General features: G+C 62.1%; 20 protein-coding genes. 15 read left to right on the top strand and 5 right to left on the bottom strand.

Features of this window, described 5'->3' with window-relative positions:
• The first annotated feature begins 69 nt into the window (after nt 1–69).
• Together L4G42_RS08795 and L4G42_RS08800 are read left to right on the top strand one after the other, a co-directional pair.
• Nucleotides 70–1980, top strand: coding sequence for an Ig-like domain-containing protein (locus L4G42_RS08795; RefSeq protein ID WP_419789354.1), 1911 nt, complete (start codon nt 70–72; stop codon nt 1978–1980).
• A gap of 159 nt (nt 1981–2139) precedes the next feature.
• Nucleotides 2140–2673 carry a hypothetical protein gene (locus L4G42_RS08800; protein WP_237251407.1) on the top strand — a complete coding sequence of 178 codons (534 nt, stop codon included), beginning with the start codon at nt 2140–2142 and terminating at the stop codon, nt 2671–2673.
• On the opposite strand, the gene L4G42_RS08805 is transcribed toward L4G42_RS08800, so the two are convergent.
• Entirely contained in the window at nt 2612–3301 is a 690-nt protein-coding gene (locus L4G42_RS08805; RefSeq protein WP_237251408.1) for an alpha/beta family hydrolase, read from the bottom strand. The two genes, L4G42_RS08800 and L4G42_RS08805, sit on opposite strands and share 62 nt — an antisense overlap.
• A gap of 855 nt (nt 3302–4156) precedes the next feature.
• Between L4G42_RS08805 and ccoN the strand changes: the two genes are divergently transcribed.
• From ccoN to L4G42_RS08865, 12 genes are all read left to right on the top strand, one after another.
• Nucleotides 4157–5599: a cytochrome-c oxidase, cbb3-type subunit I gene (gene ccoN, locus L4G42_RS08810; protein WP_237260765.1), complete on the top strand. Its 1443-nt coding sequence runs from the start codon at nt 4157–4159 to the stop codon at nt 5597–5599.
• The gene (ccoO, locus tag L4G42_RS08815; RefSeq protein WP_237251410.1) at nt 5599–6210 is read left to right on the top strand and encodes a cytochrome-c oxidase, cbb3-type subunit II; all 612 of its coding nucleotides are present in this window, start codon (nt 5599–5601) and stop codon (nt 6208–6210) included. The genes ccoN and ccoO overlap by 1 nt, the downstream gene beginning before the upstream one ends.
• Nucleotides 6211–6215: 5 nt before the next feature.
• Nucleotides 6216–6425 carry a cbb3-type cytochrome oxidase subunit 3 gene (locus tag L4G42_RS08820; RefSeq protein WP_237251411.1) on the top strand — a complete coding sequence of 70 codons (210 nt, stop codon included), beginning with the start codon at nt 6216–6218 and terminating at the stop codon, nt 6423–6425.
• Nucleotides 6422–7402, top strand: coding sequence for a cytochrome-c oxidase, cbb3-type subunit III (ccoP, locus tag L4G42_RS08825; protein ID WP_237251412.1), 981 nt, complete (start codon nt 6422–6424; stop codon nt 7400–7402). The genes L4G42_RS08820 and ccoP overlap by 4 nt, the downstream gene beginning before the upstream one ends.
• A 241-nt stretch (nt 7403–7643) precedes the next feature.
• On the top strand, nt 7644–9059 hold the full coding sequence (gene ccoG, locus L4G42_RS08830; RefSeq protein WP_237251413.1) for a cytochrome c oxidase accessory protein CcoG: 1416 nt from the start codon (nt 7644–7646) through the stop codon (nt 9057–9059).
• A gap of 12 nt (nt 9060–9071) precedes the next feature.
• The gene (locus tag L4G42_RS08835; RefSeq protein WP_237251414.1) at nt 9072–9605 is read left to right on the top strand and encodes a FixH family protein; all 534 of its coding nucleotides are present in this window, start codon (nt 9072–9074) and stop codon (nt 9603–9605) included.
• A gap of 25 nt (nt 9606–9630) precedes the next feature.
• Nucleotides 9631–12096: a heavy metal translocating P-type ATPase gene (locus L4G42_RS08840; RefSeq protein WP_237251489.1), complete on the top strand. Its 2466-nt coding sequence runs from the start codon at nt 9631–9633 to the stop codon at nt 12094–12096.
• Between the two features lie 25 nt (nt 12097–12121).
• A complete protein-coding gene (gene ccoS / locus L4G42_RS08845) occupies nt 12122–12337 on the top strand; it encodes a cbb3-type cytochrome oxidase assembly protein CcoS (protein WP_237251415.1) in 216 nt (71 codons plus the stop codon).
• Nucleotides 12338–12475: 138 nt separating this feature from the next.
• Nucleotides 12476–13234 carry a sulfite exporter TauE/SafE family protein gene (locus tag L4G42_RS08850; RefSeq protein WP_419789355.1) on the top strand — a complete coding sequence of 253 codons (759 nt, stop codon included), beginning with the start codon at nt 12476–12478 and terminating at the stop codon, nt 13232–13234.
• A 90-nt stretch (nt 13235–13324) separates the two neighbouring features.
• A complete protein-coding gene (hemN, locus tag L4G42_RS08855) occupies nt 13325–14707 on the top strand; it encodes an oxygen-independent coproporphyrinogen III oxidase (RefSeq protein WP_237259691.1) in 1383 nt (460 codons plus the stop codon).
• 133 nt (nt 14708–14840) lie between these two features.
• A complete protein-coding gene (gene fnr / locus L4G42_RS08860) occupies nt 14841–15575 on the top strand; it encodes a fumarate/nitrate reduction transcriptional regulator Fnr (RefSeq protein ID WP_237251416.1) in 735 nt (244 codons plus the stop codon).
• Between the two features lie 63 nt (nt 15576–15638).
• Nucleotides 15639–16187 carry an adenine phosphoribosyltransferase gene (locus L4G42_RS08865; protein WP_237251417.1) on the top strand — a complete coding sequence of 183 codons (549 nt, stop codon included), beginning with the start codon at nt 15639–15641 and terminating at the stop codon, nt 16185–16187.
• Between the two features lie 179 nt (nt 16188–16366).
• Here L4G42_RS08865 and recR read toward each other — a convergent pair whose 3' ends face one another.
• The 4 genes from recR to dnaX all read right to left on the bottom strand — a co-directional run bounded on the left by recR (nt 16367) and on the right by dnaX (nt 20868).
• Nucleotides 16367–16969, bottom strand: a complete 603-nt coding sequence (gene recR, locus L4G42_RS08870; protein WP_237251418.1) for a recombination mediator RecR — start codon at nt 16967–16969, stop codon at nt 16367–16369.
• Between the two features lie 69 nt (nt 16970–17038).
• Nucleotides 17039–18067, bottom strand: a complete 1029-nt coding sequence (locus L4G42_RS08875) for an NADP-dependent oxidoreductase (protein WP_237251419.1) — start codon at nt 18065–18067, stop codon at nt 17039–17041.
• A gap of 183 nt (nt 18068–18250) precedes the next feature.
• Nucleotides 18251–18577 carry a YbaB/EbfC family nucleoid-associated protein gene (locus L4G42_RS08880; RefSeq protein WP_065988699.1) on the bottom strand — a complete coding sequence of 109 codons (327 nt, stop codon included), beginning with the start codon at nt 18575–18577 and terminating at the stop codon, nt 18251–18253.
• A gap of 101 nt (nt 18578–18678) precedes the next feature.
• Nucleotides 18679–20868: a DNA polymerase III subunit gamma/tau gene (gene dnaX / locus L4G42_RS08885; protein WP_237260767.1), complete on the bottom strand. Its 2190-nt coding sequence runs from the start codon at nt 20866–20868 to the stop codon at nt 18679–18681.
• A gap of 200 nt (nt 20869–21068) precedes the next feature.
• Here dnaX and L4G42_RS08890 point away from each other — a divergent pair, with 200 nt between their 5' ends.
• The gene (locus L4G42_RS08890; RefSeq protein WP_419789356.1) at nt 21069–21815 is read left to right on the top strand and encodes a substrate-binding periplasmic protein; all 747 of its coding nucleotides are present in this window, start codon (nt 21069–21071) and stop codon (nt 21813–21815) included.
• Nucleotides 21816–21935: the final 120 nt, after the last annotated feature.

The following is a 21935-nucleotide window of genomic DNA, read 5'->3' on the forward strand; positions in this document are numbered from 1 at the left end:
TTAAAGTAGAACCCAGCTAAATCAAGGGTGGAATACTCTACCCTTGATCAATTTCATTAAGGAAATCCTATGAACGTGCAAAACACTCTACTAGCAAGAGCCCCTATTCCCTTGCAACTACCTAATGTACCGATTGTTCTTGAGGGTGGACTGGTGCCCATTGACCAACTTACTGTTCCTGTCAAAGTTAATTTCCCAGTGTGGGAGGCCGCCGAGACCGGCTATACCTATCAACTCGCATTTGACGGTGCGAACGTTCCACCCGAGAAAGTAATTCTGAGCACAGACAGGCCAGGTGATATTTTGGAAGTGGAAATCCCGATTGACCTGTTAGCCGAGGGTGCGCATCGAGTGGGATATCGGATCTTCAGTCCTAACACTCAATATGAAGTCTATTCCGACACTATTCCGCTGGTCATAGACCGAACCGCCCCAGGCGCCCCGCAACTCGCCCCTATTATCTTCCCCGACGTCATCCAAAACGGCCTCACCTCCTCCGAACTGGAAGACCTCAACAACGTCCTGCCGGGCAAAATCGCGGGCTACAGCGGCATGGCCGCAGGCGACGAAATCCGAACCTATTGGGGTCCGATGGAAGGGCCGATGACCATCGTTGATGCCAACGACATGGGCTTGAGCCGGGTGATGGTCGACTTCACCCGTCCTTTCATGGAACCGGCCGATGGCCTGACCTCCGCAGTCACCTACACCGTGACCGACCGTGCGGGCAACGTGTCGATGGTCTCCGATCCGGTGATGATCGAACTCCAGCTGGCGACGCTCCAACCTCTGCCGGATCCGATGATCCGTGAAGCCAAGGATCAGACCCTGGACCCTGCGGATGCGGTGAACGGTGCCACGCTGGTGGTCGGTGCAACGGCTAATCTGCGCGAGGGTGAAACTGTCATCGCTCACTGGAATGGCCCGAAGGGCAGCGACCGTCAGGAGAAGATCGTTTCTGCCGCCGAGGCGGGTCAGGAACTCACTCTGGTTTTCACCAACAGCGCGGTCGCCGTCAACGACGGTCAGAACGTTGAGGTGGTATACACCGTGACGCGGGCCAGCGGTATCGTGCAGGAATCGGCCAGACTCATGCTGAAAGTCATGAGTGCAGCGCTGGAACTGCCCGCCCCTACCGTCGACACGGTAGGGCCTGAGGGCATTCTGCGTCCTTCCTTGATTGCCGGGCCTGACGCGATCGTGCGTGTCAGTTATCGCGCGATGCAATCACAGGATCTGGTGCGGGTGCGTTGGGTCGACCAGCGTACGTTCGACACAAACATCATCAGTGTCGGCGACATGACCGAGCTGGTATTCGGGGTGCCCAAGGCGGTGATCGAGTTGAGCGTCGGTGGCACCGCAACGCTCACGTACATCGTGACGCGCAATGGCGTGGACGCGGAATCCGAGCCGCTGGAGGTGTCGGTGCGCGAAGACATGATGTTCGACACTTCTCCGGTGACGCTGGCCGGCAAGGTTTATCTGCTACCGGCTCATCCTGACCTACTGCCGGCATTCCCGACCGGTACCACGGTTCATCGTGTCGCCAGCGGCGGTCGCCCTCCTTATACCTATTCGAGCAGCGATGCGAAGGTGGCGCGAGTCGACGCGTCCGGTTTGACCTCGGTGCGCGGCAAAGGGACGGCAACCATCACGGCGACTGACGCTTCGGGCGAGAGTAAAAGCTTTACTGTCTCCGTCACCGGCGTCATCGAATGCCACGGCGTGGGCTCCGGCAACTACACCCAGATGTCCAACGCCGCCAACCGCATCGGCGCGCGCATCCCGAGCATCCACGAGCTGATCGAGATCTATAACGCCTACGGCAATCGCTGGCCGATGGGCAATGCCAACTACTGGTCCTCCACCGTTGCCAAGAACGTGTTAGGCGCGAAGTGGTACTACGTGAAAAACCTCAACGTCGGTGGGGACTACAAACTGCTCCACATCAATTCCAGCCTGGGCGTCGCGATTCGCTGATTCGCTAATCCGGAATTACGCGAGCCCACCCGCTTCACAACCTGGCCTGTAAGACGTAAGCAGCTCCCCTTTCAAAGACGTCGTCGCGACCCGACGGCGTCTTACACGTGCGCAGCGCCCACACCGCCCCTAAAAACCCTTCATGGAAACCTCAGAAAAATGCCGGCAAAACCTCCTCTTCAGCGCCCGCAGGCACCGGCGGCGCTCGGCACGTTCAGCGCCACCGTCAACGGCCATCCTTTCATCACCCACAGCCTGAGCGCCATGGCGTGCCTGCGCCCGGGCCGATCGGATCCACTCACGTGCCGAATCTGGAAGATTCTCGCCACCGGCACGGTTCGCCGGCACCGCACCATGATCGGCCTGTTCATCGATGAAACGGTGCCACCTGGCAACTACAACCTGCTGCGCAACGATCAGATCACCGTCATCTATCACCTCACCCCCACGCGGATGGCGAAGATTTATCACTCACGCGATTTGCAGCAAGGCAACCTGACCCTGCTGGGCTGCGATGCAGCAGCCGGAGCGCTGCACGGCAACTTCGAGTTTGCGGTCCCCACGAAGGGCTTCCACGTGACCGACGGTCTGTTCGACCTGGTCTGCGACACAAATGCCGAAGAGCACCCCTCTATCCGACCAGCCGGCGCGCCATCAGCTCGGCGATTTCCTGCATACACGACTCGACCCTGAGGCCCGATGATTTCAACGGTTTGAGGTCATGGTTGGCAGTCGGCACCCAGTGCACATTGATGGCTTTCGACAGCTTGTACCCTTCAACCGCCTCTCGATTCCCCAACGCATCGCGCTCGCCCTGAATGATCAGCGTCGGCGTCCGCAGTTCCGCGAGATGCGCGACCCTCGGCTTCTCGGGTTTTCCCGTCGCGTAGAACGGATAGCCCAGACAGAACAACCCATCGACTTGCACATCGTCAGCGATGACGCTGGCCATGCGACCGCCCATGGATTTGCCACCGATAGCCACTCGCCCGTTCACGCCCGCACGCACTGCGGCGTACACCCCATGCCAGCACTCCAGCAACTTCGGTTGAGGATTGGGAGGTCGTCTGCGCCCGTCGATCCGGCGCTGGGCCATGTAGGGGAATTCAAAGCGCAGCACGCCAATTCCCAGGGTCGCCAGACGCGTGGCGATGTCGTTCATGAAGTCGCTGTCCATCGGGGCGCCCGCGCCGTGGGCGAGAATCAGCGTCGATGGCGCATCCGCCGCCGGGCCGGTTGGCGCGTTCCAGAGCCAGCCATGGTCTTGCGCTAGCTGTGCGCAGTGATCGGCCGTTCGCTTCGCCGCGTGTTGTTTGCTCATGCAGGTCTCTTTTACAAAACATCAATCACCCGCCGACGAAGGCGGGCACCACGGCCGCCATTATGCAGCAACGTCGAAGTGCCATAACCCTGCTCCGATTGCCCTGTACCGACAGCAAGGGTTCAGCTCCCAAGCGTTAGTCTGGCCCGGCACTTCGGCAACGAGCACCGATCCCTGAGCGCCCCAACCTGCACACAACCGGGCGGTTTCATCGACGGAATATGCTTTTTGTCCGCTCCGGACGATCACCCGTGACGATCGCCGGCCTTTCTGCCAGCTCGGGCCAACTATTTTTGGGCAGATAAAAGCGCCAATGTCATCGGCTTTTTGTATACAACTTTGCAGTGGAAACGCTCTCTCGAAGCACAGGAACGGCAGGCAGAGAACCGTTTCAGCTATCTCCGGAAATGGTTGATCGCCGCGTCCCGCCAAGGACGCGGCAACTTCATGTCATGCGCGGCCAAGTGTCGCAGGTGCTGTTCCAAAGCCTTCCCTCCGCGATCATTCGCGTCTAAGCTGTGTCCGCACAGTGGACCGGCGACAGCTAGCCACAGGCCCAGCAACAAGATTGTGCCCGGCAACGCAACCCTCTTGCAGACAAGCAGCCCCAGCGCTGTTTTCACCCGCAGGGTTGTATCCAATCCCTCCCACTCACGCGCGCGATCCTGCTCGACCTGTCTTCCTTCCTTCAGACCACTCAGCCAGACACACCCCGCGCATCTGCGGCCGGGCGTCTGCGTGCACCGCGCCCCTCGCTTCTGTCGGCCCCGACCCACGCCATTGCGTGAAGGGCCAGGCTTTTTTCGAAGGTGCGGCTGTGACCACACTAATAAAATACACACCGTGGAACCTGACATGAGCACAGCACCCAGCCCGACTGCTTATAACTACAAGGTCGTCCGCCAGTTCGCCATCATGACGGTGGTCTGGGGCATCATCGGCATGGGCCTGGGCGTCTTCATCGCCTCACAGATCGTGTGGCCTGACCTGAATTTCGGTTTGCCGTGGACCACATTCGGTCGACTGCGCCCCCTCCACACCAACCTGGTGATTTTCGCGTTCGGCGGCTGCGCGCTGTTCGGCACCTCCTATTACGTCGTCCAGCGAACCTGCCAGACACGGCTGATTTCCGACGGCCTGGCGGCGTTTCATTTCTGGGGCTGGCAGGCGGTGATTATCGGCGCCATCGTCACCCTGCCGATGGGCTACACCACCACTAAAGAATATGCCGAGCTCGAATGGCCGATCGCGATCCTGCTGGCGGTTGTCTGGATCGCCTACGGCGCGGTGTTCTTCGGCACCATCGTCAAACGCAAGACCAAACACATTTATGTCGCCAACTGGTTCTACGGCGCGTTCATCGTGGTCACGGCGATGTTGCACATCGTCAACCACATCTCGCTGCCGGTGAGCCTGTTCAAGTCGTACTCGGCGTATGCCGGCGCCACCGACGCGATGATCCAGTGGTGGTACGGGCACAACGCCGTAGGCTTTTTCCTCACCACCGGCTTTCTCGGGATGATGTATTACTTCGTGCCGAAACAGGCCGAACGCCCGATCTATTCCTATCGTCTGTCCATCGTCCATTTCTGGGCGTTGATCACCCTGTACATCTGGGCCGGCCCGCACCATCTGCACTACACCGCCCTGCCCGACTGGGCGCAATCGCTGGGGATGGTGATGTCGATCATCCTGCTAGTGCCGAGCTGGGGCGGCATGATCAACGGCATGATGACCCTCTCGGGCGCGTGGCATAAGTTGCGCACCGACCCGATTCTGCGCTTCCTCGTGCTGTCGCTGGCGTTCTACGGGATGTCGACGTTTGAGGGGCCGATGATGGCGATCAAGACCGTCAATGCGCTTTCTCACTACACCGACTGGACCATCGGCCACGTTCACTCCGGTGCGCTGGGCTGGGTGGCGATGATTACCATCGGCGCCGTCTACCACATGATCCCGAAACTCTACGGTCGCCCGCAGATGCACAGCATCGCGCTGATCAACACGCACTTCTGGCTCGCCACTGTCGGCACCGTCCTCTACATCGCCGCGATGTGGGTCAACGGCATCACCCAAGGGTTGATGTGGAGGGCGATCAACGACGACGGCACCCTCACCTACTCGTTTGTCGAGGCCCTGCAGGCCAGCCATCCGGGGTACATGGTGCGCGCGTTGGGCGGAGCGATTTTCGCCAGTGGCATGCTGTTCATGGCCTACAACGTGTTCCGCACCATTTGTGCAGCGAACACGGAAGAAGCCGAAGCCGCCGCGCAGATCGCTGTCGTGGGGGCCCACTGATGATCAAGCACGAAGCACTGGAAAAGAACATCGGCCTGCTGTCGATCTTCATGGTCATCGCCGTGGCGATCGGAGGGCTGACGCAGATCGTTCCGCTGTTCTTTCAGGACGTCACCACCCAACCCGTCGAGGGCATGAAGCCGCGTCCGGCCCTCGAACTCGAAGGCCGCGACGTCTATATCGCCAACGGCTGCGTGGGCTGTCATTCGCAGATGATCCGGCCGTTCCGCGCCGAGACCGAACGCTACGGGCATTACTCGGTGGCCGGTGAAAGCGTTTGGGATCACCCGTTTCTGTGGGGTTCCAAACGTACCGGGCCGGACCTGGCCCGGGTCGGCGGGCGCTACTCGGATGACTGGCACCGCGCGCATTTAAACAACCCGCGCGACCTGGTGCCGGAGTCGATCATGCCGGCCTACCCCTTCCTGGCGGACACCCAGCTCGACGGCCAACTGACCGGCAAGAAGATGGAAGTGCTGCGCAGCCTGGGCGTGCCGTACACCGATGCCGACATCGCCGGCGCCAGTGACGCGGTGAAGGGCAAGACCGAAATGGATGCGCTGGTGGCCTACCTTCAGGGCCTGGGCACCCTCATCAAGAGCAAACGGTGATCGCCATGGACATAGGAATGATTCGAGGCCTGGGCACCGTTGTCGTGATGGTGGCCTTCATTGGTCTGGCGTTGTGGGTGTACAGCCCGCGTCGCAAGGCGGAATTCGACGATGCAACGCTGCTGCCGTTTGCCGATGACCCCGAGGCAATCGCGCAGGTCAGACGAGCGCAAGACCAGCGCAACGCACACGCCGCAAGGAGCCCGAAACCATGAGCACCTTCTGGAGCGTCTACGTCACGGTGCTGACCCTGGGCACGATCCTCGCGATGGGCTGGCTGCTGATCGGCACGCGCAAGGGCCAGCGCGCCGACACCACCGATGAAACCGTCGGCCATGCGTTCGACGGCATCGAGGAGTACGACAACCCGCTGCCCAAGTGGTGGTTCTGGTTGTTCATCGGCACCATTATTTTCGCCTTGGGCTACCTCGCGCTTTACCCGGGGCTGGGTAACTGGACCGGCCTGCTGCCGGGTTATGACTACGCCGACAACGACAAGAAAACCCAATTTTCCGACGGCACCACGGGCTGGACTGGCGTGCATGAATGGGAGAAGGAGATGGCGCGGTCCGAGGCGCGCTTCGGACCAATCTTCGCCAAATTCGCAGCGATGCCCATTGAGGAGGTGGCCAAAGATCCGCAAGCGCTGAAAATGGGCGGTCGATTGTTCGCGTCCAATTGCTCGGTCTGCCACGGCTCGGACGCCAAGGGCGCCTATGGCTTCCCCAACCTGACCGACGCCGACTGGCGCTGGGGCGGCGATGCGCAGAGCATCAAAACCTCCATCATGAACGGCCGTCACGCAGTGATGCCGGCGTGGGGTGCGGTAATCGGCGATCAGGGTGTGCGCGACGTGTCGGCTTACGTGCTGACCCAGCTAAACGGCCACACGCTGCCGGCGGATGCGAAAGCCGATCCGGCGGCGGGCCAGAAAATCTACGCCACCACCTGTGTCGCCTGCCACGGCCCGCAGGGCAAGGGCGTTGCCGCATTGGGCGCGCCAGACCTGGCCCACCCCGGCGCGTTCATCTACGGCTCCAGCTTTGCCCAGCTGCAACAGACCATCCAGTACGGCCGCCAGGGCCAGATGCCGGCGCAGGCGCTGCTGCAGGGAAACGATCGGGTGCATCTGCTGGCGGCTTACGTGTATAGCTTGTCCCACGGCGAAGAACCGGCGGAAAAGCAGGAGTAAAGAGGCGGCACCCTTATAGGGGCATTGGCTCGCGCTCTACTGTAGGAGCGTGGCTTGTCCCGCGATCTGGCGCGAAGGGGCAGCCTATAAGGCACCCGAGGTGTGTGCCGTAGCTAACGGCCTCAGGGTAACGACTGCTTCGCAGCCGATCGCGGGACAAGCCACGCTCCTACAGGTGATGCAGCCAGCTACCGGCACTGTATTGGAAAGTTTCATTGCTCCACTGTGGTAGGACGCGTTCATGAGCAATCAGATTCCGCTGCACAATGTCACGCCGCCTACGAACAAGGACGGCGACACCGTTGACCTGTATGCGTCGCGGGAGAAGATCTACACCCGCGCGTTCACCGGGGTGTTCCGTAATCTGCGCTTGGGTGGCGGCGTCGTGCTGTTCCTGCTGTATTTCGGCACGGTCTGGCTCAACTGGGGCGCGCATCAGGCGGTGTGGTGGAACCTGCCGGAGCGCAAGTTCTACATCTTCGGCGCGACGTTCTGGCCGCAGGATTTCATCCTGCTGTCGGGCATCCTGATCGTCAGCGCGTTCGGGCTGTTCTTTATTACCGTGTTCGCCGGGCGCGTCTGGTGCGGTTACACCTGCCCGCAAAGCGTATGGACGTGGGTGTTCATGTGGTGCGAAAAGGTCACCGAAGGCGACCGCCATCAGCGCATCAAACTCGACAAGGCGCCCATGGACGCCAACAAATTCGCGCGCAAGTTTGCCAAGCACAGCCTCTGGCTGCTGATCGGCTTGGTCACCGGACTGACCTTCGTCGGCTACTTCTCGCCCATCCGCGAACTGCTGGTGGATTTCTTCACCGGCCAGGCCGATGGCTGGGCGTATTTCTGGGTCGGCTTCTTCACCCTCGCCACCTACGCCAACGCCGGCTGGCTGCGGGAACAGGTGTGCATTCATATGTGCCCCTACGCGCGTTTTCAGAGCGTGATGTTCGACAAGGACACGCTAATCGTTTCCTACGACCCACGCCGTGGCGAGCCAAGGGCTGCGCGCAAGAAGGACGTGGACCACAAAGCCCAGGGCCTGGGCGACTGCATCGATTGCACGATGTGCGTGCAGGTCTGCCCCACCGGCATCGACATTCGCGATGGCTTGCAGATTGAATGCATCGGTTGCGCAGCGTGTATCGATGCCTGCGACTCGATCATGGACAAGATGGACTACCCGCGCGGCCTGATCAGTTACACCACCGAGCACAACCTTTCCGGTCAGGTAACCCATACACTGCGGCCCCGGTTGATCGGCTACGCGTTGCTGTTGCTGGTGATGATCAGCGTGCTGACCAGTGCGTTTTACATGCGCTCGCTGGTGGGTTTCGACGTCAGCAAGGACCGCATGCTGTACCGGGAAAACGCCGAGGGCCGGATCGAAAACGTCTACAGCCTGAAGGTCATGAACAAGGACCAGGTCGACCACACGTACGTGCTCGACGCCACCGGGCTGCCGGACCTGAGGCTGCAAGGCCGTCGCGAGATCAAGGTGCCGGCGGGCGAGATCATCAGCCTGCCGGTGGAGCTGTCGGTCGCGCCGGAGCAACTGCCGTCGAGCAGCAACGAGGTCAGCTTCACGCTCAGAGACATCGAGCACAGCGACACTGAGGTCCACGCCAAGAGCCGTTTCATCGGCCCACCCATTCGCTGAGAGAGGTTGGAAATGACCGCAGTTACCGCAGCAAGTCCCTGGCACCGGCACCTATGGCCGTGGATCATCATCGCCATTCTGACCTGCTCGGTGGCATTGACCCTGGCCATGGTCACCATCGCCGTCACCCACCCGGACAACCTCGTTACCGACAACTATTACGAGGCCGGGAAAGGCATCAACCGCTCCCTCGATCGCGAGCTGCTGGGTCAGTCCCTCAAGCTGCAAGCCCGCGTGGGCGTCGATGAGGTAACCGGCGAAGTGGATGTGCAACTGAGCGGCGCCAGTCAGCCGGAAACCATGGTGCTGAACCTGATCTCTCCGACCCAGGCGGACAAGGACCGCAAAGTGGTGCTGGCGCGCAATCCTTCGCAGCCGGGGCGTTATGTCGGGCAGTTGAGCGACAGGGTCGAAGGACGGCGCTTCGTCGAATTGCTGGGGGTGGAAAACGGCCAGACCTGGCGCCTGTTCGAAGAAGAGCGGATCGTTCCCGGGCAGCCACTGACCCTGGGCGACGAGCCGATTCAGGGCGCGGACAGGCATTGACGTGAAAGCCACTGAGAAAAAAAACCTGCGGTCTTGCTACCACTGCACGCTGCCAGTCGCGGCGGGCGGGCGCTTCGTCACTCCGGTGTTGGGTGAGCCGCGCGAATTCTGCTGCCCCGGTTGTCAGGCCGTCGCCCACGCGATCGTTGCCGGCGGCCTGGAAAGCTATTACCTGCATCGCAGCGAAGCGTCGGTCAATCCGCAGGTGTTGCCGACACCCTTGGCCGATGAGCAGGCCCTCTTTGATCGTCCTGATGTGCAGGCGCCTTTTGTCCGCCATGACACCGCCGCTGGCGATGTCGCCGGCGATGTGGCTGAAACGACGCTGATGATCGAAGGCATCACCTGCGCGGCGTGCGGCTGGCTGATCGAGCGTCATCTGCGCACGTTGCCCGCCGTGGTCGAAGCGCGGCTGAACCTGTCCAATCACCGCCTGCACCTGCGCTGGCATGACCCGTCATTGCCCTTGAGCGAGGTGCTGTCCGAGCTGCGCAGCATCGGTTACGCCGGCCATCCTTATCAGGCCGATAAAGCAACCGAGCATCTGGCCCGGGAAAACCGCCGCAGCCTGCGGCAACTGGGCGTCGCCGGGCTGCTGTGGTTTCAGGCGATGATGGCAACCATGGCGACCTGGCCCGAATTCAACATCGACCTCAGCCCCGAGATGCACACGATCCTGCGCTGGGTGGCGATGTTTCTCACGACGCCCATCGTGTTTTACAGCTGTGCGCCGTTCTTCAAAGGGGCGTTGCGCGACCTGCGCGCGCGTCATCTCACCATGGATGTTTCGGTGTCCCTGGCGATTGGCGCGGCGTACCTCGCGGGCCTCTGGACGGCGGTCACCGGCGTTGGCGAATTGTATTTCGACGCGGTCGGCATGTTCGCGCTGTTCCTGCTCACCGGCCGCTACCTCGAACGCCGTGCCCGGGAACGCACCCGCTTAGCGACGGCGCAACTGGTCAATCTGCTGCCGGCTTCCTGCCTGCGACTGGATGCGGACGGTCAGACTGAGCGCGTATTGACTCATCAGTTGCGTTTGCACGATCACGTGCTGGTGCACCCCGGCGCGTCGTTGCCGGCGGACGGGCGGGTTATTGACGGACGGTCGAGCGTCGATGAATCGCTGCTGACCGGCGAGTATCTGCCGCAGCCACGTGAAGTGGGAGATGCGGTCACGGCTGGCACCGCGAATATTGAAAGCGTGCTGACGGTGGAAGTGCTCGCCCTTGGCGCTGACACGCGGCTCTCTGCCGTCGTCCGACTGCTGGAGCGGGCGCAATCGGAGAAGCCGCCCCTCGCGCAGATGGCGGACCGCGCAGCGCAGTGGTTTTTGCTGATTTCTTTGGTGCTGGCGGCGTGTGTCGGCGTGGTCTGGTGGCAGCTCGATGCCGGTCGCGCGTTCTGGATTGTGCTGGCAATGCTCGTCGCCACGTGCCCTTGCGCCTTGTCGCTGGCGACGCCCACCGCGCTGACCGCCGCCACCGGCACGCTGCACAGACTCGGGCTGCTGCTCACCCGTGGCCATGTGCTGGAGGGGCTGAACCGGATCGACACGGTGATCTTCGACAAGACCGGCACGCTGACCGAAGGGCGCCTGACATTAAAGGCCATTCGCGGCCTTGGCGCGATGACCAGCGACGAGTGCCTGAGCCTGGCGGCGGCCCTGGAAAGTCGTTCCGAACACCCGATTGCCCGAGCGTTCGGCAAAACGCCGCTGACCGCTGAAGGGGTGGTCGCTACGCCGGGGTTGGGGCTGGAAGGCCAGGTCAACGGGTGCCTGTTGCGCATCGGTCAGCCCGCGTTTGTCTGCGCCCTGAGTGGCGTCGCCGTACCCTTGATCCCCGATGAGCCCGGTCAGTGGTTGCTGCTGGGGAATGACACGCAAGCCCTCGCCTGGCTGGTGCTGGATGACCGGTTGCGTGACGACGCGGCGGCGCTGGTCGAGGCGTGCAGACAGCGCGGCTGGCAGACGTTGTTGTTGTCCGGCGACAGCTCGCCCATGGTGTCCAGCGTCGCGAATCAGTTGCAGATCGATGACGCCCGAGGCAGCCTGCGGCCGGATGACAAGCTCGCTATTCTTCAACAGTTGCGCGCAGAGGGCCGGACGATTCTGGTGATCGGCGACGGGGTCAATGATGTGCCGGTGCTGGCGGCGGCCGACATCAGCATCGCCATGGGTTCGGCCACCGATCTGGCCAAGACCAGCGCCGATGCGGTGCTGCTGTCCAACCGTCTGCACGTGTTGGTGGATGCTTTTGCCCTCGCTCGGCGCACCCGGCGGATCATTCTGGAAAACCTGGCGTGGGCCGGGTTGTACAACGGGCTGGTTCTGCCCTTCGCGGCGCTGGGCTGGGTGACGCCGTTGTGGGCGGCGGCCGGGATGTCGATGAGTTCGCTGGTGGTGGTCGTGAATGCCTTGCGTCTGACGCGGATGAAGCCGCTTTTGGCAGGCTCGACAACCGTCCCATTGAGTCGGGCGGTGCCCGCATGAACACACGACCCGATCCGGAGGCCCGATGCCTGCGCTCTACATCATGATTCCGGTGGCGCTGCTGATTGTAGCGGTGGCGATTTACGTATTTTTCTGGGCGGTGGACAGCGGTCAGTACGACGACCTCGACGGCCCGGCCCACAGCATTCTGTTCGACGATCTGGATGCCGGCCATCAGGCCGGGGTGGATGAAGCGTCGGGGAAAGGCAAAGCGGACGATCGGGAGGATGATTTCAAGTGAGCCCGTCAGTTTTTGCGGGGTATTTAAGGGCCCATTCGCGGGCAAGCGCGCTCCTGCATTGGAGTGCGCTCCCCTGTAGGAGCGCGCTTGCCCGCGATGACGCCGGCACAAACACCGCAGGACTTCCAGGTCTCGCCCATGTCTGAACTACTGCCCCAACTTCTCCCGCCACTCCTCTCTGCCCTCGTGCTGGGCCTGCTCGGCGGTGGCCATTGCCTGGGCATGTGCGGCGGTCTGATGGGCGCGCTCACTCTGGCCATTCCCAAGGAGCAACGCGGACGCCGCCTGCGCCTGCTGATGGCCTACAACGTCGGACGTGTTTTCAGTTACGCCTGCGCCGGATTGCTGACAGGCATGCTCGGCTGGGCCGTCGCCAACAGCCCGGGGGCGATGCTGTTGCGGGTGATCGCGGGGTTGCTGATGATCACCATGGGCCTGTATCTGGCCGGATGGTGGAGCGGCCTGACCCGCATCGAAGGACTGGGCCGCGGGGTCTGGCGTTACCTGCAACCGCTGGCCAGCCGCCTGATGCCGGTGTCGACAATGCCCCGCGCTTTACTGCTTGGCGCGGTGTGGGGCTGGCTGCCGTGCGGGCTGGTTTACAGCACGCTGCTGTGGTCGGCGAGCCAGGGTAATGCGTTGCACAGCGCGTTTTTGATGCTCGCGTTCGGCGTCGGCACCTGGCCGGTGCTCATCGCCACGGGCCTGGCCGCCGAGCGCATTACCGCCCTGCTCCGTCGGCGCAGCGTGCGCGTGGCCGGCGGGCTGCTGGTGATTCTGTTCGGCCTGTGGACACTCCCCGGCCCTCATCAACAGTGGCTGATGGGGCACACGCCTCACACGATGAATCACGGGATGAATCCTGCGATGAACCATGCAGGCATGGCACACGAGTAATCGCTGCCCCGATCCGTTGACCCAGATCAATGCCGGCACCTGCGGCCTCCCTACACTTCCCGCACCGCCATCCTTATCGGGAACGCCCCCATGCTCGACGACCTTCGTTGGGATTCTGAACTCATCCGCCGCTACGATCTGGCAGGGCCGCGTTACACGTCCTATCCCACCGCCGTGCAGTTTCACACCCAGGTTGGCGCCTTCGACCTGCTGCAGGCGCTGCGTGACAGCCGCAAAGCCCCGCGGCCGTTGTCGCTTTACGTGCACATCCCGTTCTGCGCCAACATTTGCTACTACTGCGCCTGCAACAAAGTCGTCACCAAGGACCGCGGTCGCTCCCAGGCCTACCTGCAGCGCCTCGAACGCGAGATCAGCCTGATCGCCGCCCATGTCGATGGGCGTCAGGTGGTGGAGCAACTTTATTTCGGCGGCGGCACACCGACCTTTCTCAGCCATGTCGAATTGCGCCGGCTGATGGCCCATCTGCGCCAGCACTTCACCCTGCTGGATGACCACTCCGGCGACTACGGCATCGAGATCGATCCGCGCGAGGCGGACTGGTCGACCATGGGCCTGTTGCGCGAGCTGGGCTTCAACCGCGTCAGCCTCGGCGTGCAGGATCTTGATCCGCTGGTACAGCGGGCGATCAACCGCCTGCAGAGCCTGGAAGAGACCCGCGCCATCGTCGAAGCCGCGCGCACCTTGCAGTATCGCTCGGTGAACATCGACCTTATTTACGGCCTGCCGCTGCAAACCCCCGAAGGTTTTGCCCGTACCGTTGACCAGGTGATCGCCCTGCAGCCCGACCGGCTTTCGGTGTTCAACTATGCCCACCTGCCCGAGCGCTTCATGCCCCAGCGACGCATCGACACGGCGCAGTTGCCCAGCCCTGAGCAGAAGCTGGAGATGCTCCAGCACACCCTCGAGCAACTGACCGGCGCGGGCTATCGCTACATTGGCATGGACCACTTCGCCCTGCCCGATGACGACATCGCAATCGCGCAAGAAGAAGGCAGCTTGCAGCGCAATTTTCAGGGCTACACCACCCATGGGCACTGCGACCTGATCGGCCTCGGCGTCTCGGCCATCAGCCAGATCGGCGAGGTGTATGCGCAGAACACCAGCAATCTCACCGAATACCAGACCCTGCTCGCCAGCGACCAACTGGCGACCCAGCGCGGTCTGCGCTGCAACGAGGACGACCAGCTGCGGCGCGCTATCATCGGGCAACTGATCTGCCATTTCCGCCTCGATTTCACCTCCGTCGAGGAAACGTTTTCCATCCACTTTCGCGAATATTTCCGCGAGCAGTGGCCGCAATTGCTGATGATGGCCACCGACGGCCTGATTCAACTTGACCTCAAACGCATCACTGTGACCCCAACGGGGCGTCTGCTGGTGCGCTCGATCTGCAGGGTGTTCGATGCGTATTTGGGCGCGCAGAACCGTCAGCGCTATTCCCAGGTGATATAGGCCCGCGTGATATAGGCATTTTCCGTCTGGCGCGGAGGAATCATTTATGGCCATGGAGGGCGCGTGGTAGTCGGGGTGCTGACCCGTGGGTTACCCTTACGACTTATGTGTGTTTTGCAAAAGGAATTACCCAATGTCTGAGCCAGTCAAACTGCGCGCTCACACCCAGACCCACTGCAAGGATTGCAGCCTGGCCCCGTTGTGCCTTCCGCTTTCACTGAACATGGAAGACATGGATGCACTGGACGAAATCGTCAAACGCGGCCGCCCCTTGAAGAAAGGCGACTTCCTGTTTCGCCAGGGCGACACCTTCGACTCCGTGTACGCCGTGCGCTCCGGCGCGCTGAAGACCTTCAGCCTCAGCGACAGCGGCGAAGAACAACTCACCGGCTTTCACCTGCCCAGCGAACTGGTCGGGCTGTCCGGGATGGACGCCGAGGCGTATCCCGTCACGGCGCAGGCCCTGGAGACCACATCGGTCTGCGAAATCCCCTTTGAACGGCTGGACGAATTGTCGGTGCAACTGCCGCAATTGCGCCGCCAGTTGATGCGGGTGATGAGCCGGGAAATCCGCGATGACCAACAGATGATGCTGCTGCTCTCGAAGAAAACCGCCGACGAGCGCATCGCCACGTTTCTGGTCAACCTGTCCGCCCGCTTTCGCGCCCGAGGCTTCTCCGCCAACCAGTTCCGCCTGAGCATGTCGCGCAACGAGATCGGCAACTACCTGGGCCTGGCGGTGGAAACCGTGTCCCGGGTGTTCACCCGCTTTCAACAGAACGAGTTGATCGCCGCCGAGGGCAAGGAAATCCACATCCTCGACCCGATTCAGCTCTGCGCGCTGGCCGGAGGATCGCTGGAAAGCTGATGCATCATGGCCCGGGCGGGCTTAGACTGGCGTCTTTTGAGTCATGTCCTGCCCGAGATCCTTATGATTTTCGACGAATTGAGCATCAAATCCCTCATCCGCCCCGTGGTGGACTTCCCCAAGCCCGGCGTGATTTTCCGTGACATCACCCCGCTGTTTCAGTCACCCAAGGCCCTGCGCCTGGTCATCGACAGTTTCATCCAGCGTTACATCGATGCCGAGTTCACCCACGTCGGCGCCATGGACGCGCGCGGGTTTCTCATCGGCTCGATCGTGGCCTACGAACTGAACAAACCGCTGGTGCTGTTTCGCAAGCAGGGGAAATTGCCGGCCGACGTGCTGGCCGAGGCCTATCAGACCGAATACGGCGAAGCGCTGCTGGAAGTCCACGCCGACAGCTTGTGCGACGGGGATTCGGTGGTGATGTTCGATGACTTGATCGCCACCGGCGGCACCCTGGTCGCCGCCGCCAACCTGATCCGCCGCATGGGCGCCAAGGTTCACGAAGCCGCCGCGATCATCGACCTGCCTGAGCTGGGCGGTTCAAAGCGCCTGCGCGACATGGAAATCCCGACGTTCTGCCTGACCGAGTTTGCGTTGACGGATAAGTAAGCCCGAGAACAAAGTCGATCTGTTCGCCGGATGTCTGTAGGACCGGCTTCAGCCGGGAATGGGCCCGTGTGGGCACCCTGGATTCGGGTTGTGACACCTGCCGCCTTCCCGGCTAAAGCCGGTCCTACACCCGAGTCCACTCCGACAGGTACTCAGCGTCTTGAAGACGGAGAGACTCGTTACAACTGAATCGGCTTGCGCCCTGCGAACGAGTGCGCCAGCGTGCCGCCGTCGACCAGTTCCAGCTCGCCACCCAGCGGCACGCCATGGGCAATCCGCGAGGTGATCAGGCCTTTGTTGGTGAGCAACTGGGCGATGTAGTGCGCCGTCGCCTCCCCTTCGACCGTCGGGTTGGTGGCGAGGATGACTTCGGTGAAAGACCCCTGCTCCTCGATCCGCGTCACCAGCTGCGGGATGCCAATGGCTTCAGGCCCCAGACCGTCCAGTGGCGACAGATGCCCCTTGAGCACGAAATAGCGCCCGCGATAGCCGGTCTGCTCTACCGCATACACATCCATTGGGCCCTCGACCACGCAGAGCAGCGTGTCGTCTCGCCGCACGTCCGAGCACTGCGGGCACAGTTCTTCCTCAGTAAGTGTGCGGCACTGTTTGCAGTGGCCGACGCCTTCCATCGCCTGACTCAGCGCCTGGGACAGGCGCGAGCCACCGCTGCGATCGCGCTCCAGCAGCTGCAACGCCATGCGCTGGGCGGTTTTCTGACCGACGCCAGGCAGGATGCGCAGGGAGTCGATCAACTGGCGAATCAGGGGGCTGAAGCTCATTGGAGAAACGTCCGACAAAAACACGAGACGCGGTTTATACCCGCGCCTCCGATCACCGTCAAATCAGGGTCATGAGACCTTGACCACCAGCTTGCCGAAGTTCTTGCCTTCGAGCAGACCAATGAACGCGTCCGGCGCGTGCTCCAGGCCTTCTACCACATCTTCGCGGAATTTCACCTTGCCGTCTTTCACCAGCGGAATCATGGCCTGCATGAATTCTTCCAGGCGGTGGTAATACTCTTCGTAGACGATGAATCCCTGAATCTTCGCGCGCTTGGTCAACAGCGTGCGCATCAGCAGCGGCAAATGATTCGGCCCTTCTGGCTGGCTTTGCGCATTGTAGTGGGCGATCAGTCCGCACAGTGGCACCCGCGCGCGCTGATTGAGCAGCGGTATGACCGCTTCCAGCACCTTGCCGCCGACCAGTTCGAAATAGATGTCGATGCCGTCCGGAACGGCCGCTTTCAGCTGCTCGGCGAAGTCGTCACTGCGGTGATCGATGCAAGCGTCAAAGCCCAGCTCGTCAACCACGTAACGGCATTTGTCTTCGCCACCGGCAACACCCACCACCCGCAGGCCATTGAGCTTGGCCACTTGACCGACCACAGAGCCGACCGCACCGGAAGCCGCCGCCACGACCAGAGTCTCGCCCGCTTTCGGTTTGCCGATGTCCATCAAGCCCATGTAACCGGTGATGCCTGGCATGCCGAGCACGCCCACTGCCATTGAAGGGCTGGGCAGATCTTTCGGCGCCATCAACAGGTTGCTGCCGTCGGAAATGCTGTGGGTCTGCCAGCCGGTCTGACCGACTACCAGATCGCCTTCCTTGAATTTGGGGTTGCGCGACTGCTCGACCACGCTGACCGCGCCGCCCTCCATGACCGCGTCGATTTCCACCGGTGCCGCGTAGGACGGGGCGTCGCTCATGCGGCCGCGCATGTAGGGATCGAGGGACAGATAGAGCGTGCGCAACTGCACCTGGCCGTCTTGCAGGTCCGGCAGTGCCTCACGCTCGAGTCGGAAGTTTTCAGGGGTCGGTGCGCCCTGGGGACGGGACGCCAGGACGACACGCTGGTTGAGGATCAATTCTTGCGTCATCGGAATGAGCTCCATGATGAAGGGTTGCGAAGGTATAGAAAGCAGACCGTGGGCAGCCGGACGGGTTCGGTCGGATGTGGGGTTCCATATGGCGCGCGTAATGCGGGGCGAACTTGGCGCCGTCCCCACACAAAAATGCCAGGCACGAGGGCCTGGCATTCGGGTGTCGCAACAGCCGTCCGGTCAGAACGGCATTTTCATGCCCGGCGGCAGCTGCATGCCGGCGGTCATGCTGGCGGTCTTTTCCTGGCTGGCTGCTTCGATCTTGCGCACAGCGTCGTTGACGGCGGCAGCGATCAGGTCTTCCAGAATTTCCTTCTCTTCTTGCATCAGGCTGTCGTCCAGGCTGACGCGCTTGACGTCGTGACGCCCGGTCATGACTACGCTGACCAGACCGGCGCCGGATTGGCCGGTCACTTCAGCGTTGGCCAGTTCTTCCTGCATCTTGGCCATTTTTTCCTGCATCTGCTGAGCCTGCTTCATCAGGCCTGCCATGCCACCTTTCATCATGGGAGTTTCTCCTCGGAAGTCATTGGATAGAAAGTCGTTGAACAATACGGAGCGCCCCATCAGCTTAGCGCCCCCGGAAATCAGTGGGTCTAAATCGGCGCTTAAACCGGCGCCTGTGCCGGCGCATCCACCGGCGCAATCGTATCCTCGCGGATCGACGCACCGAACTGCTGCATCATCTGCTGGATGAACGGATCGCCGTGAATCGCCGCCTCGGCCTGCTTCTGCCGATCGGCACGCCGGCGCGCCGCTGCCTGAGCCGGGGTTTCCTGCTCGGGCTTGATCAGTTCGATACTCAGGTTGAGGGTGCGTTCATGGTATTGGTTCAGCGCGTCGTTCAAGCGGCGCTGCTGCGTCGAATTGAACAGCGCGCTGTGGGCCGGATCAAGGTGCAGCAGCCAGTTGTCGCCCTCGACCGAAATCAGCGTGCAGTTGGCGGCGATGCTGCCGGTCATGCCGGAGATCGGCAGTTTCGGGAACAGCTCAAGCCAGTCCGCCGCCAGCCCGGTGGCAGGCTTGGAGGCTGGCAGCAGCTCGGGCTCCTTCTCTACCGCTTCGACGGCTTCGTGGGCAAGGTCATCGAGATAAGCGAACGACGCTGGATCGATGTCGATGTCCGGCTCGTTGTAGTCGTCATCGGGGGGCGGCTCGTCGTCGCGCTCCATCGGTGCCGGCACGTAAGGTGCGGCGTCGGGCACGTGCTCGATCATCTGCGGCGTCACCGCCTCGGCGGCGGCTTGCAGCTGTTCTGACGATGCGACTTCGGGCGCGTCCGGCACAGGGCTCGCGGGGGCCGGCGCCGGCATTGGCGTCAGATCCGGCTGCTCGGCGACGGTGTCGAGGACGGGCTCGGGAATCTCGGCAACGGACGCGGGCTGTGCGGACGGCTCTGGTTCAGGTTCGGGCTCGGGTTCGGGTTCGGGTTCGGGTTCGGGTTCGGGTTCGGGTTCGGGTTCGGGTTCGGCAGCATTGGCTGGCGGCGCGACTTTTTGCTCGTTCCACGGCAGATCGATCTCTTCCTCAGCTTTTGCCGCCACAGGTTGAGGCTCGGGCGCCGCGACAGGCGCCGGCGTGTCGATGACCGGCGCCGGTGCGGTCTGGGGCCGGGATGCTGCGGATGCTGAACTCGCCACCGCTGTCCGGGAATCAACCGTGGCCGGGTTGATCCCCACTGACTTTAACGGCTGCGTCGGCGCGTTGTCGGCATCTGCCGGCCGGAACGCCAACATGCGCAGCAGCACCATCTCGAAACCCCCACGGGGGTCCGGCGCCAGCGGCAGATCGCGGCGACCGATCAGCCCCATCTGGTAGTAGAACTGCACGTCTTCGGCGGGCAACGCCTGGGCCAAGGCCAGCACGCGATCCCGATTGCCGTGGCCGTTATCCACGCCTTCAGGCAGCGCCTGGGCGATGGCGACCCGGTGCAATACGTTCAGAATCTCCGACAGCACGCCGCTCCAGTCAGGGCCCTGTTCGGCCAGATGGCGCACGGCTTCAAGCAACGAGCGGGCATCGCCCTCGATCAACGCCGCAAGCACGTCGAACACCTGGCCATGATCCAGCGTACCGAGCATGGCGCGCACATCTGACGCCAACACTTTGCCTTCGCCAAAGGCAATCGCCTGATCAGTGAGGCTCATGGCGTCACGCATCGAGCCGTCAGCCGCGCGACCCAGCAGCCAAAGCGCGTCGTCTTCGAACGGAATGTTTTCCGCGCCCAACACGTGGGTCAGGTGCTCAACCACGCGCTCAGGCGTCATGTTTTTCAGGGAGAACTGCAGGCAGCGCGACAGAATGGTCGCCGGCAGCTTTTGCGGATCCGTGGTGGCGAGGATGAACTTGACGTAGGGCGGCGGCTCTTCCAGCGTTTTGAGCAAGGCATTGAACGAGTGGCTGGAAAGCATGTGCACTTCGTCGATCAGGTAGACCTTGAAGCGGCCGCGACTGGGCGCGTATTGCACGTTGTCGAGCAGCTCGCGGGTGTCTTCGACCTTGGTGCGGCTGGCGGCGTCGATCTCGATCAGGTCGACAAAGCGGCCCTCGTCAATCTCGCGGCACACCGAGCATTCGCCGCAGGGCGTTGACGTGATACCGGTTTCACAGTTAAGGCACTTGGCGATGATCCGCGCGATGGTGGTCTTGCCGACCCCCCGCGTACCGGTGAATAAATAGGCGTGGTGCAGGCGCTGGCTGTCCAGCGCGTTGATCAAGGCCTTGAGCACATGGGTCTGGCCGACCATTTCGCGGAACGAGCGCGGACGCCATTTACGTGCAAGAACCTGATAACTCATTGAAAACCGTCGCGACTGGGTTGCGGAAGACCGCCAATGCTAGCGGAGCAGGGGCAAAATTGCATCTGGTGTCCGATGCTTATCGCTTTATTATGGCTGGCCTGACTCCGCAGGACGGGTCCGCGACTGGACTCCGCGAAGGGACAGCAGGCCCAAGCGTCGCGCTGTTATTTCGAGGGATCCGGATGCGAGTGTGGGTGATGAGTACCTTGGGGTTGTTGAGCGCGTCTGCTGCGGCGCAAGATCCGCCCCTGCGTTTCGCCGTGGCCGACAGTTGGTCGATGCCTCTGATGCAGGTGGGCCCCAACGGGCCCGAGGCCGGCATTCTTTTCGACATCATGGAAAGCCTGGCCCGACAGATTGGCCAGACCGCCGAGTATCGCGTGTATCCACGGCTTCGGATGCAGGCGGCGACCGAGCGCGGTGAAGTCGATGTACGCTGCTACGCCACGCAGTCCTGGTTGCCGGACATGTCGGGCGACTACACCTGGAGCCTGCCGCTGCTGACCCAGCGCAATGTGCTGGTCGGCAGCGCCTACGACACCGCGCCCTTTCAGTTGAGCGCGATTCTCGGCGACCACATCGGCACCGTGCTGGGCTATGCCTACCCGGTGCTGGACCCACTGTTCGCCACGGGCGATTTGATCCGCGAAGACGCCAGACTACAGGAACAGGTTCTGCAAAAGCTCTCGGCCCACCGCTACCGATACGCCGTGGATACTCAGTGGTCGCTGGACTGGTACAACCGCGACCAGAAAGCCGACGAGAAACTCAGGCCCGTGTGGGTCATCGATGAACAGCCGGTGGGCTGCGTCGCCCGCAACGACCCGAGCGTGCCGGCGCAACGCATCATGCGCACGCTGCTGAGGATGAAGATGTCCGGAGAGATCGAGCGGATTGCCGAGCGGTATCAGGTGCATTCGGGTAATGCGACGGATCCGTATTGAGGCTGCGCTCCTTTTTCGATTGTGGGACCGGCTTTAGCCGGGAAGGCATTAGGCGTCACACCGCAAATTGCCTATCGGACGCGTTGGCCTCTTCCCTGTAGGACCGGCTTTAGCCGGGAA

The organism is Pseudomonas petrae (assembly GCF_021728295.1).
In the GTDB taxonomy this organism is placed as follows: domain Bacteria; phylum Pseudomonadota; class Gammaproteobacteria; order Pseudomonadales; family Pseudomonadaceae; genus Aquipseudomonas; species Aquipseudomonas petrae.